The sequence below is a fragment of the Micromonospora olivasterospora genome, from assembly GCF_007830265.1.
GTDB classification, from domain to species: domain Bacteria; phylum Actinomycetota; class Actinomycetes; order Mycobacteriales; family Micromonosporaceae; genus Micromonospora; species Micromonospora olivasterospora.
Genome location: NZ_VLKE01000001.1, coordinates 1,067,166 through 1,079,496, shown reverse-complemented (window position 1 = coordinate 1,079,496; position 12,331 = coordinate 1,067,166). Strand labels below are relative to the sequence as shown.

Below are 12,331 nucleotides of genomic sequence, written 5' to 3'. Positions count from 1 at the left end.
GTCGGTGCCATCAAGGGTACGAGGACCAGCGCGTTTGCGTGATCGTGCGCGTGGAAGCGATCCCAAAAACCGGTACGGACGCGGATAGTGGTGATGGCTGTGCCGATTGTCACCGAACGGTCCCGGGCCACCCGAAGTTCGCTTAGCCTTCGCCCACCGACCGGCGGTGACCTCGGATTACCTGAGGTTGACCCCGGGGTAAGAGGCAGCTGAACCTTCGTTAAGTGTCATTCCGGCGCGTGTGGGAGGCTCTGGTGGCAGCGCAAGACACGGTCGATCACAAGTACGTCTACGACTTTGCCGAGGGCAACAAGGACCTGAAGGACCTGCTCGGCGGCAAGGGGGCCAACCTCGCCGAGATGACCAACCTCGGCCTGCCGGTCCCGCCCGGCTTCACCATCACCACCGAAGCCTGCAAGGCGTACCTCGCCACCGGCCGGGAGCCGGAGGGACTGGCCGGCCAGATCGAGGCGCACCTGGAGTCGCTGGAGCGGGAGATGGGCCGCCGGCTCGGGGATCCGGACGACCCGCTGCTGGTCTCCGTCCGCTCGGGCGCCAAGTTCTCCATGCCGGGCATGATGGAGACCGTCCTCAACGTGGGCCTCAACGACCGCAGCGTCGTCGGGCTCAGCGCCCAGGCAGGAGGGAACGACAGGTTCGCCTGGGACTCGTACCGCCGGCTGATCCAGATGTTCGGCAAGACCGTGTGCGATGTGCCCGGCGAGGAGTTCGAGCAGGCCCTGGACGACGCCAAGCGCGTCAAGGGTACGAAGAACGACCTGGACCTGGACGCCGACGACCTGCGCGGGCTGGTCGACGCGTACAAGAAGATCTTCGCGAAGCACACCGGCCGGGAGTTCCCGCAGGAGCCGCGCGAGCAGCTGGACCTGGCGATCCGAGCCGTCTTCGAGTCGTGGAACGCCGAGCGCGCGGTGGTCTACCGGCGGCAGGAGCGCATCCCGGCCGACCTCGGCACCGCGGTCAACGTGGTGGCCATGGTGTTCGGCAACCTCGGCCCCGACTCGGGCACCGGCGTCGCGTTCACCCGGGACCCGGCCAGCGGCGCGCAGGGCATCTACGGCGACTACCTGGCCAACGCCCAGGGCGAGGACGTGGTCGCCGGCATCCGCAACACCGTGCCGTTGCAGGAGCTGGAGCGGATCGACAGGAAGTCCTACGACGAGCTGCTGGACTACATGGCCCGGCTGGAGGGGCACTACAAGGATCTCTGCGACATCGAGTTCACCATCGAGCGGGGCAAGCTCTGGATGCTCCAGACGCGGGTCGGCAAGCGGACCGCCGCGGCGGCGTTCGTCATCGCCGCGCAGCTCGTCGACGAGGGCCTGATCGACCTGGACGAGGCGCTGCACCGGGTCAACGGCGCGCAGCTCGCCCAGCTGATGTTCCCCCGCTTCCAACTCGACCACGAGTTCCAACCGGTGGCCAAGGGGGTCGGGGCGTCGCCGGGCGCCGCTTCCGGAAAGGTCGTCTTCACCTCCGCCCGCGCGGTCGAGCTGGCCGCGGAGGGCGAGGCGGTGATCCTGGTACGCCGGGAGACCAACCCGGACGACCTCAATGGCATGATCGCGGCGCGCGGCATCCTCACCTCCCGGGGCGGCAAGACCAGCCACGCCGCGGTGGTGGCCCGGGGCATGGGCAAGACCTGCGTCGCCGGCGCCGACGAGCTGGACGTCGACGTACCGGCGAAGAGGTTCACCGTCGGCGGGCAGACGGTCGGCGAGGGCGACATCGTCTCCATCGACGGCACCACCGGGAAGGTCTACCTGGGCGAGGTGCCGGTCACGCCGTCGGAGGTGGTGCAGTACTTCGAGGGCACCCTTGACCCGGAGCGGACGGACGACGCGCTGGTCGAGGCCGTACACCGGATCATGACCCACGCGGACGCGCGGCGGCGGCTGGTGGTCCGCACGAACGCGGACACCGGGGCGGACGCCGCCCGGGCCCGGCGCTTCGGCGCGCAGGGCATCGGCCTGTGCCGTACGGAGCACATGTTCCTCGGCGACCGGCGGGAGCTGGTCGAGCGGCTGATCCTGGCCCGCACCGACGACGAGCGTGAGGCCGCGCTGGCGGCGCTGCTGCCGTTGCAGCGCGACGACTTCGTGGAGATCTTCCGCGAGATGGACGGGCTGCCGGTCACCGTCCGGCTGATCGACCCGCCGCTGCACGAGTTCCTGCCCCCGCTGGAGCAGCTCGCGGTCAACGTCGCGGTCGCCCAGGAGCGCGGCGAGGACGTGGCCCGGGAGGAGGCGCTGCTCGCCGCCGTCCGGCGGATGCACGAGGAGAACCCGATGCTGGGCCTGCGCGGGGTGCGGCTCGGTCTGGTGATCCCCGGCCTGTTCGCCATGCAGGTCCGCGCCATCACGGAGGCCGCGGTCCAGGTCACCCGCGACGGCGGGTCGGCCTGCCCGGAGATCATGGTGCCGCTGGTCGGCGCGGTGCAGGAGCTGGAGACGGTACGGACCGAGGCCGAGAAGATCATCGAGGAGGTGGTCGGGGACAGCGGCGTCGAGGTGCTGATCGGCACGATGATCGAGGTGCCCCGGGCGGCGCTGACGGCCGGGCAGATCGCCGAGGCGGCGCAGTTCTTCTCCTTCGGCACCAACGACCTGACCCAGATGGGCTGGGGCTTCTCCCGTGACGACGTCGAGGCGGCGTTCTTCTGGCGGTACCTGGAGCTGGGCATCTTCGGCATCTCGCCCTTCGAGTCGATCGACCGGGAGGGCGTGGGCCGGCTGGTGCGGATCGCCGCCGAGGAGGGCCGGGCCGCCCGGCCGGGGCTGAAGCTCGGCGTCTGCGGCGAGCACGGCGGCGATCCGGACTCCGTCCACTTCTTCCACGAGGTGGGCTTGGACTACGTCTCCTGCTCGCCGTTCCGGGTGCCGGTGGCCCGGCTGGAGGCGGGCCGGGCCGCGATCGAGACCACGGGCTCCGACAGCCGCTGACGCGCCGGCGCCTGGCCCTGGCGGCGGGCACGCCAGGGCCGGCCGGCGGGTCGGATCGGCGCGCTGATCAATCCGGCGCGCTGATCAATCCGGCGCGCTGATCAATCCGGCGCACTGGTCGGATGGCGCGCGGGTCAGATCGGTGGGCGGCGCCAGCCGGTGGCGCGCGGGGCGTTCTGGGCGCGCCCGGGCAGGGTCGCCATCGGCGTACGCATGGCCAGCGGGGCGCTCGGGTTCGGCGGCGGGGCCGGGTGTGCCCGGACGGTGGTGCGCTGGCGGTCGAAGACCGAGCCCGTCCGGTCGGCCACCGCCCGGGCCTCCGCGTGCAGCGTCTCCAGGTCGGTGGCCGCGGCGGTGACCAGGGTCAGCAGGGCGTGCCGGCCGGCCGGGTAGGTCACCACGGCGCCCCGGGCCGTGCGGACCACCGACTCCTGGAACTCGCCGTGCCGCACCGTGTCCGCGACCCGGCTGCCGAGGCCGAAGCTGGCGGCGGCCAGCGCCGCCAGGTGGGTGGCATCGGTCGTCGGCAGGTCGCTGGAGATGAGCAGGCCGTCGGTGCCGGCGAGCACCGTGCCGGTGACCTCCGGCCGCCGTCGGCGCAGCCCCCGCAACTCCGTTCCCAGCATCCTGTCAGCGTCCACGAGCTTCTCCCCGTCGTGCGATTCGCGTACGGATCTACGATCACGTTCTGCTCTGGGAACGCTACCCCCCGCCATGCCGGCCCCGCGATCCCGTGACGGTGGGCGATCGGTCCACAACTCTCAACTGATCGGCTGTTGCCAAGTGCCGGCGCGTTCGTCGCCGGCGCGACGCGGGGCGCGCTCGGGCGTAATCTTGGCTCGCGCGAACCGTCGTAGCCGGGTGGAGGGTGGGCCGCATGACCAGCGTGTGGGCAAGTCTGACCGTGGACGCGCGGGACCCGGCCCGACTCGCGCGCTGGTGGGCCGAGGCCATCGGCTACCAGCTGGTCACCGAGCAGCCGGACGAGGTGGAGATCCGCCAGTCCCCCGACCGGCTTCCGGGCATCGTGTTCGTGCCGGTGTCCGACGACAAGCAGGTCAAGAACCGGCTGCACATCGACCTGCGCCCGGCCGACCTGGAGGCCGAGGTCGAGCGGCTGGTCGACATGGGTGCCCGGCACGTCGACATCGGCCAGCACGACGTGGGCTGGACGGTGCTGGCCGACCCGGAGGGCAACGAGTTCTGCGTGCTGCGGCCGCGGGGATAGGCCGTGGCGCGGTGAGCGGCCAGCCGCCCGGGTCGCTGGCGGACGCGGCGCGTTGGGTGGAGGAGCCGCCCAAGGACACGGGCCACGGGCGCTCGCCGTACGAGCGGGACCGGGCCCGGGTGCTGCACTCGGCCGCGTTCCGGCGGCTCGCCGCGAAGACCCAGGTGCACACCGCCGGCACGGACGACTTCCTGCGTACCCGGCTGACCCACTCGCTGGAGGTGGCGCAGATCGCCCGGGAGATGGGCACCCGGCTGGGCTGCGACCCGGACGTGGTCGACACCGCCGGGCTCGCCCACGACCTCGGCCACCCGCCGTTCGGCCACAACGGCGAGGCGGCGCTGGACCTGCTCGCCACCCCCTGCGGCGGATTCGAGGGCAACGCGCAGACGCTGCGGGTGCTCACCCGGCTGGAGGCGAAGGTGCTCGCGCCCGGGGGCGGGTCCGCTGGGCTGAACCTGACCCGGGCGTCGCTCGACGCGACCGGCAAGTACCCCTGGCCGCGCCGCCCGGGCGAGCGCAAGTTCGGGGTGTACGCCGACGACCTGCCGGTCTTCGAGTGGCTGCGCGCCGGCGCCCCGGCCGGCGGGCGGCGCTGCCTGGAGGCGCAGGTGATGGACTGGGCCGACGATGTGGCGTACTCGGTGCACGACGTCGAGGACGGCATCCACGGCGGGTACGTCCGCCTCGGCCCGCTGCTGGCCGACGCCGACGAGCGGGCCGCGCTCTGCGCCGACGTGGCCGCCGCGTACTCGGGGGAGTCCCCGGCCGACCTGGGCGGGGTGCTGGTCGAGCTGCTGGCCGACCCGGTGCTCGCCCCGCTCGCCGGCTACGACGGCAGCCACCGCGCCCAGGCCGCGCTCAAGGCCACCACCAGCGTGCTGACCGGCCGGTTCGTCTCGGCCGCGGTGGCCGCCACCCGGGAGCGCCACGGCCCGGGCCCGCTGCGCCGGTACGCCGCCGACCTGGTCGTGCCGCGCCGCGCCCGGGCCGAGTGCGCGCTGCTCAAGGGCATCGCCCTGCGGTACGTGATGCGCCGCCCCGGCTCGGTCGACCGGTACGTGCGGCAGCGGCGGGTCCTCGCCGAGCTGGTCGCCGCGCTGACGCGCCGGGCCCCGGACGCGCTCGACGAGGTGTTCGCCCCGCTGTGGCGGGCCGCGCCCGACGACGCCGCCCGGCTGCGGGTGGTGATCGACCAGGTGGCGTCGCTCACCGATCCGGCCGCCGTGGCGTGGCACGAGCGGCTGGCTGCGGGGATGAGGGCGGGGGATGGGATTTCCGGGGGATGGGAGATCCCCGCTGGTTAGGTTAGCCTAAGTGGCATGACGGAGCGCCCGAAGAAGGTCACCGCCGCCCGCGTCCTGCGGAGCTCGCGGCCCACCCCGCACCTGGTCCGGCTGGTGCTCGGCGGCGAGGAGCTGGCCGGCCTGCCGGTGGGCGAGTACACCGACCACTACATCAAGCTGGTCTTCCCGCCCGACGGCGTGGCCTACCCGCACCCGACGGACCTGGCCACCATCAAGCGGGAGTTCCCGGCCGAGCAGTGGCCCCGGCTGCGGGCCTACACGGTGCGCGGGTGGGACGCGGCGGCCGGGGAGTTGACCGTGGACGTGGTCCACCACGGCGACGAGGGGCTGGCCGGCCCGTGGGCGGCCGCGCTGCGTCCCGGCGACCGGGTGCTCTTCACCGGCCCCGGCGGGGCGTACGCCCCGCGCTCCGACGCCGACTGGCACCTGCTCGCGGGCGACGAGAGCGCCCTGCCCGCGATCGCCGCCGCGCTGGAGCGGCTTCCCGTGGACGCCCCCGCGAAGGTCTTCGTCGAGATCGCCGACGGGGCGGAGGAGCAGCCGCTGCCCAGCCCGGGGGCGGTCGAGCTGACCTGGCTGCACCGGGGCGACCGGCCGGTCGGCGCGGCGCTGGTCGAGGCCCTGCGGGCGCTGGACTTCCCGCCCGGCGCCGTGCACGCCTTCGTCCACGGCGAGGCGGCCTTCGTCCGCGAGCTGCGCCGCCTGCTGCGCGTCGAGCGGGCCGTGCCCCGGGAGTGGCTGTCGATTTCCGGCTACTGGCGCCGGGGCATGGACGACGAGGGCTGGCGCGCCACCAAGTCCGACTGGAACCGCCAGGTCGAGGTGGACGAGGCGACCGCCGCCGTCTGAGTCACCGGCCCCCAGCGGCCCGCCCTGGCATTCGTCGCCCGGGGCGGGCCGTATTCCTTGCCCCGTCATGTAGTACATCTGCTACATTCTGCTGCACATGTACGACGGAGGGCGGAGGGTGATGACCTCGGTGACGCAACGGGGAAGGGCCGGTGTCGACGACCCGCCCGACGCCTCCCTGGTGCTGGACGTGCGCGACCTGCGGATGCGCTACGGCTCGGTGGACGTCCTCGACGGGGTGACGTTCCAGGCCCGCCGGGGCGAGGTGGTCGTCCTGCTCGGGCCCAACGGCGCGGGCAAGTCCACGACCATCGAGATCCTGGAGGGCTTCCGGATGCGCTCGGCCGGCGACGTCTCCGTGCTCGGGGTGGACCCGGCCCGGGGCGGCGAGGCGTGGCGGGCGCGGCTGGGCGTCGTGCTCCAGTCCTGGCGGGACCACGCGAAGTGGCGGGTGGAAGACCTGCTCACCCACCTCGGCGCGTTCTACGCCGCGTACTCGACCGACCGGGTGCGCCGCCCCTGGCCGCTGCCCGACCTGCTGGCCGCCGTCGGGCTCGCCGAGCACGCCGGGGTCCGGATCGGCCGGCTCTCCGGCGGCCAGCGCCGGCGGCTCGACGTCGCCGTGGGCATCGTCGGCCGGCCCGAGCTGCTCTTCCTCGACGAGCCGACCGTCGGCTTCGACCCGGTGGCCCGGCGTGAGTTCCACGACCTGGTGCACCGCCTCGCCGACCTGGACGAGACCACCATCCTGCTCACCACCCACGACCTCGACGAGGCGGAGAAGCTGGCCGACCGGATCCTCGTGCTGGCCGGCGGCCGGATCGTCGCCGACGGCTCGCCCGACGAGCTGACCCGGCGGGCGGCCGGCGAGGCGGAGGTCCGGTGGACCCGGGACGGCGAGCGGTACGTCCACTCGACCGCCGACGCCACCCGCTTCGTCCGGGAGCTGTTCCGCCAGCACGGCGACGCCGTGCGGGAGCTGGAGGTGCGCCGGCCCAGCCTGGAGGACACCTACATGGCGATCGTGTACGCGCACGAGTCCGGGGCGCGGCCCGAGGTGGCCGCCCGCGCGTTCGGAAAGGGGACGGGGCGATGAACGCGAGGACCGACGCGATCCGGGCCGGCCTGGGCCGGGGCTGGATCGAGCTGCGCAACAGCTTCACCAACGTCCAGGACCTGTGGAACTACTTCTTCCCGACCTTCGTGCTGCTGGTCGCGATGTTCTTCATGCGCGGGTCCACCGTGCCGGGCACCCAGTTCTCCCTCGGCGCCCGTACGCTGCCCAGCGCCCTGGCCATGGGGCTGGCCTTCGGCGGGCTGCTCGGCCTGGCCCAGCAGCTCATCGTCGACCGGGAGGACGGCACCCTGCTGCGGGCCAAGGCGACCCCGAACGGCATGCTCGGCTACCTGATCGGCAAGCTCACGATGATCTCCGCGGTGACCCTGATCGGCGTGGCCATCCAGCTCACCCCGGCGCTGTTCTTCCTCGACGGGCTCCGGGTCGCCCACGCCGGGGCGTGGCTCGTCCTGGCCGGGGTGATGCTGCTCGGGCTGCTCGCCACCCTGCCGCTCGGGGCGGTCATCGGCTCGCTGATCGAGAACCCGCGCAACATGGGCGTGGTGGTGCTGCCGATCATGGGGCTGGTCGCCCTCTCCGGGATCTTCTACCCGATCAACGGCTACCCCGGCTGGTTGCAGGCCGTCGCCCAGGTCTTCCCCCTCTACTGGCTGGGGCTGGGCATGCGCTCCGCCCTGCTGCCCGACGCGATGTCCGCCGTCGAGCTGGGCGGGTCGTGGCGGCACCTGGAGACGGTGGGCGTGCTCGGCGTCTGGGCGGTGCTCGGCCTGCTGCTGGCCCCGGTCGTGCTGCGCCGGATGGCCCGGCGCGAGTCGGGGTCCCGGGTCGCCCTGCGCCGGGAGAAGGCGCTGCGGCGGCCGGTGTGAGAAGGTCTGGTCGATGAGTGAGACGGTCCACAACCGGATCGCCGTGCTGCGCGCCGAGCGCGGCGTGACCCGCCGGCAGCTCGCCGACGCGCTCGGCGTGCACTACCAGACGGTGGGTTACCTGGAGCGCGGCGAGTTCCGGCCGAGCCTGCACCTCGCCCTGCGGATCGCCGCGTACTTCGAGGTCCCGGTCGAGGTCGTCTTCTCGATCGAGCCGTTCCCCCGGATCGGGGACGTGGCCGACGGCGTCGGCCGTACCGCCTGACGGCCCGCCCGACGGGGTGTGCGCGGGGGCGCGCGCCACACCGCGCGCCCCCGGCGGCGGAACGTCGGCCCGGCAGGGCAGGATGTAGGGCCGAGGGGGTGGCGGATGGCTGGGCGGATCCGGGACGAGGACATCGCGCTGGTCCGGGAGCGCACCTCGATCGCCGACGTCATCTCCGAGACGGTGACCCTGAAGTCGGCCGGCGGCGGCAACCTCAAGGGGCTGTGCCCGTTCCACGACGAGAAGAGCCCCTCGTTCAACGTCTCGCCCGCCCGCAACGTCTGGTACTGCTTCGGCTGCGGCGCCGGCGGCGACGCGATCAAGTTCCTGATGGACGCCGACCACCTCAGCTTCGTCGAGTCCGTCGAGCGGCTCGCCGCCCGCGCCGGCATCCAGCTCCGGTACGTCGAGGACGACCGCTCGGCCCCGCGCCCCCGCCCCCAGCAGGGGCAGCGGCAGCGCCTGGTCGCCGCGCACGCGGCCGCCGTGGAGTTCTACCGGGCGCAGCTCACCACGGCCGGCGCCCGCCCGGCCCGGGAGTTCCTGGCCCGGCGCGGCTTCGACCGGGCCGCCGCCGAGCGGTACGGCTGCGGCTTCGCCCCCGACGCCTGGGACCTGCTCACCAAGCACCTGCGCCAGCAGGGCTTCACCCACGACGAGCTGGTCACCGCCGGGCTGTCCCGGCCGTCCCGCTCGGGCACCCTGATCGACCGGTTCCGCCGCCGGCTGCTCTGGCCGATCCGCGACCTGACGGGCGACGTCATCGGCTTCGGCGCGCGCAAGCTGTTCGACGACGACGACGGCCCGAAGTACCTGAACACCCCCGAGACGCCGATCTACAAGAAGTCGCACGTCCTCTACGGCATCGACCAGGCCAAGCGGGAGATCGCCAAGCAGGGCAAGGTGGTCGTCGTCGAGGGCTACACCGACGTGATGGCCTGCCACCTCGCCGGGGTCAGCACGGCCGTGGCGACCTGCGGCACGGCGTTCGGGGCGGACCACATCGGGGTGCTGCGCCGGCTCCTGCTGGACACCGACGCCGTGGCCGGCGAGATCATCTTCACCTTCGACGGGGACGCCGCCGGCCAGAAGGCCGCGCTGCGCGCGTTCGACGACGACCAGCGCTTCGTCGGCCGTACCTTCATCGCGGTCAGCCCCGACAACATGGACCCGTGCGAGCTGCGCCTGGCAAAGGGCGACCTGGCCGTACGCGACCTGGTGGCCCGCCGCGAGCCGCTGGTCGACTTCGCGCTGCGGCACGTCATCAGCCGGTACGACCTGGACACCGTCGACGGCCGGGTCGAGGCGATGCGCCGCGCCGCCCCACTGGTCGCCAAGCTCAAGGACCGGGAGAAGCGCCCGGAGTACGTCCGCAAGCTGGCCGGCGACCTGGGCATGGAGATCGAGCCCGTGCAGCGGGCGGTGCTCGCCGCCGCCAACGGCCGGCCGGCGGGGGAGGCGCCCGCCCCGGCCCGTTCCGCGCCCGCCGCGCCGACCGTGGACAGCCCACAGTCCCTGGTCGAGCGGGAGGCGCTGAAGCTCGCCCTCCAGGAGCCGGTGCTCGCCGGCCCGATGTTCGACGCCGTCGAGGCGCCGGAATACCGCCACCCGGTGCACGTGGCCGTGCGGGAGGCGATCGCGGCGGCCGGCGGGGCGGCGACCGCGGCCGGCGGCGTCGTCTGGGTCGAGGCCGTCCGCGACGCCTGCGCCGACCTCGCCGCCCAGGCCCTGGTCGGCGAGCTGTCCGTCGAGCCGCTGCGGATCGACGGCGAGCCCGACCCGAGGTACGTCTCGGTAACCATGGCGGGGTTGCAGTGGGGCTCGGTGTCCGGCCGGATCCGGGACCTCAAGTCCAAGATCCAGCGGATCAACCCGGTGAGCAACAAGGACGAGTACTTCGCGCTGTTCGGGGAACTGCTCTCGCTGGAGCAGCACGCGCGGGCGCTGCGCGAGCAGGCCGCGGGAGGGCTCTGATGGGGCTGTTCAACCGCAAGCCGAAGCTGCCCCCGGCGGCCCGCCCGCCGCTGGCCGCCGACGAGCGGGTGCTCGCCTGGGCGACGGCCGGCAACGGCGAGGGCGACGGGGTGATCGTCGCCAGCAACCGCGGGCTGTGGCTGCCCGGCCGGGGCGAGCGGATCGGCTGGCACGACATCCTCAAGGCCGTCTGGTCCGGGCGGGAGCTGACCGTCACGCCGGCCGAGCGCGTCGCCGAGCGCGACGGCTACCTGGTGGTGGCCGACCGCCCCGCCGAGACGTACCTGCTGCTCGATCCGGGCGACCTGCCGCACCAGGTGCGCGCCCGGGTGACCCGCTCCGTCGCGTACACCCAGGAGCACCCGGTGCCCGGCGGCGCGGGCCGCATCGCGGCGCGGCGGGTGCCGGGCGTCGACGGCCTGACCTGGACGGTCCGGTACGAGCCGGGCACCCGGCCGACGACGAGCCGGTCGTCGCCGAGACGGGCCGCCTGGTCGCCGCCGCCCGCGCCGCCACGGCCCCGTCCGACCTCTGACGCTCCCGGGCCTTCGCCCCCGGGCCGACCTCTAACGGCCTCCGGGGCCTGGCCCCCGGCCGACCCCTGGCGGCCTCCGGGCCCTCGCCCCGGTGATCAAGAAGTTTGCGTCGAGGTTTGGCGCTCGATCCGACGCAAAGCTCTTGATCACCGCGCCTTCCCGCGCCTCGCGCCCGCGCGCGGGCCGCGCGCGGAACCGCGCGGTTCCGCGCGGTTCCGCGCGCCCGGGCGAGGCGTGGGGCGGGAGGTGGGCGGGGGGAAACTCGGTGGGGAGTGTCGGTGGGGGTCGGTAGGGTCGGGCGGTGATGACGGGGCAGGCACTGATCCGGGCGCGCGGGCTGGTGAAGCGGTTCGGCGACTTCACGGCGGTCGACGGCATCGACGTCGAGGTGCTGGCCGGCGAGGCGTTCGGCTTTCTCGGGCCCAACGGCGCCGGCAAGTCCTCCACCATGCGGATGATCGGCTGCATCTCCCCGCCCAGCGGCGGCGAGCTGCGCATCCTCGGGATGGATCCGGTCCGCGACGGCCCGGCGATCCGGGCCCGCCTCGGCGTCTGCCCCCAGCTCGACAACCTCGACCCGGAGCTGACGGTCCGGGAAAACCTGACGACGTACGCCCGCTACTTCGGCATCCCGCGCCGGGTGGCCCGCGAGCGCGCCGGCGAGCTGCTCGACTTCGTCCAGCTCGCCGAGCGGGCCGACAGCAAGGTCGAGCCGCTCTCCGGCGGCATGAAGCGCCGGCTCACCATCGCCCGCGCGCTCGTCAACGAGCCCGACATCGTGCTGCTCGACGAGCCCACCACCGGGCTCGACCCGCAGGCCCGGCACCTGGTCTGGGAGCGGCTGTTCCGGCTCAAGCAGCAGGGCGTCACGCTGGTGCTCACCACCCACTACATGGACGAGGCCGAGCAGTTGTGCGACCGGCTGGTGGTGATGGACGGCGGCCGGATCGTCGCCCACGGCTCGCCCCGCGAGCTGATCGAGCAGCACGCCACCCGCGAGGTGGTCGAGCTGCGCTTCGCCGGTGACTCGCAGGAGGCGTTCGCCGGCAAACTGGCCGGGCTGGGGGAGCGGGTCGAGGTGCTGCCCGACCGCGTACTGCTGTACGTCGCCGACGGCGACGCGGCGGTGGCCGAGGTGGCCGCCCTCGGCCTGAGCCCGGTCAACGTGCTGGTGCGGCGCAGCAGTCTGGAAGACGTCTTCCTGCACCTGACGGGCCGCACCCTGGTCGACTGACCGGCTCGCGCCGCGCGCACTGCCGCCCACG

The 12,331-nt window shown here is 73.6% G+C and carries 10 protein-coding genes and 1 pseudogene; 10 read left to right on the top strand and 1 reads right to left on the bottom strand.

The annotated features are described in order from the left end of the window. Positions 1 to 254: 254 nt before the first annotated feature. Entirely contained in the window at positions 255 to 2,963 is a 2,709-nt protein-coding gene (gene ppdK, locus JD77_RS04670) for a pyruvate, phosphate dikinase (protein WP_145773192.1), read from the top strand. Between the two features lie 134 nt (positions 2,964 to 3,097). On the opposite strand, the gene JD77_RS04665 is transcribed toward ppdK, so the two are convergent. Continuing rightward, complete coding sequence (locus JD77_RS04665) at positions 3,098 to 3,604, bottom strand: roadblock/LC7 domain-containing protein (RefSeq protein WP_170286381.1); 507 nt, start codon at positions 3,602 to 3,604, stop codon at positions 3,098 to 3,100. Between the two features lie 236 nt (positions 3,605 to 3,840). On the opposite strand from JD77_RS04665, the gene JD77_RS04660 reads away from it, so the two are divergent. From JD77_RS04660 to JD77_RS04620, 9 genes and pseudogenes are all read left to right on the top strand, one after another. Further along, complete coding sequence (locus tag JD77_RS04660; protein ID WP_145773190.1) at positions 3,841 to 4,191, top strand: VOC family protein; 351 nt, start codon at positions 3,841 to 3,843, stop codon at positions 4,189 to 4,191. A 35-nt stretch (positions 4,192 to 4,226) separates the two neighbouring features. Further along, the gene (locus JD77_RS04655) at positions 4,227 to 5,498 is read left to right on the top strand and encodes a deoxyguanosinetriphosphate triphosphohydrolase (RefSeq protein ID WP_145777421.1); all 1,272 of its coding nucleotides are present in this window, start codon (positions 4,227 to 4,229) and stop codon (positions 5,496 to 5,498) included. Between the two features lie 15 nt (positions 5,499 to 5,513). Further along, entirely contained in the window at positions 5,514 to 6,347 is an 834-nt protein-coding gene (locus JD77_RS04650; RefSeq protein WP_145773189.1) for a siderophore-interacting protein, read from the top strand. Positions 6,348 to 6,468: 121 nt separating this feature from the next. Beyond that, complete coding sequence (locus JD77_RS04645; protein WP_387227625.1) at positions 6,469 to 7,443, top strand: ABC transporter ATP-binding protein; 975 nt, start codon at positions 6,469 to 6,471, stop codon at positions 7,441 to 7,443. Continuing rightward, complete coding sequence (locus tag JD77_RS04640; protein WP_145773188.1) at positions 7,440 to 8,291, top strand: ABC transporter permease; 852 nt, start codon at positions 7,440 to 7,442, stop codon at positions 8,289 to 8,291. The genes JD77_RS04645 and JD77_RS04640 overlap by 4 nt, the downstream gene beginning before the upstream one ends. Before the next feature lie 13 nt (positions 8,292 to 8,304). Further along, entirely contained in the window at positions 8,305 to 8,556 is a 252-nt protein-coding gene (locus JD77_RS04635; protein WP_145773187.1) for a helix-turn-helix transcriptional regulator, read from the top strand. Between the two features lie 105 nt (positions 8,557 to 8,661). Continuing rightward, positions 8,662 to 10,530, top strand: coding sequence for a DNA primase (dnaG, locus tag JD77_RS04630; protein WP_145773186.1), 1,869 nt, complete (start codon positions 8,662 to 8,664; stop codon positions 10,528 to 10,530). Further along, positions 10,530 to 11,065: pseudogene (locus JD77_RS04625) on the top strand (hypothetical protein). Before dnaG ends, JD77_RS04625 begins: the two are co-directional and overlap by 1 nt. A 302-nt stretch (positions 11,066 to 11,367) precedes the next feature. Continuing rightward, a complete protein-coding gene (locus JD77_RS04620; RefSeq protein ID WP_145773185.1) occupies positions 11,368 to 12,300 on the top strand; it encodes an ABC transporter ATP-binding protein in 933 nt (310 codons plus the stop codon). The last annotated feature ends 31 nt before the right edge of the window (positions 12,301 to 12,331 follow it).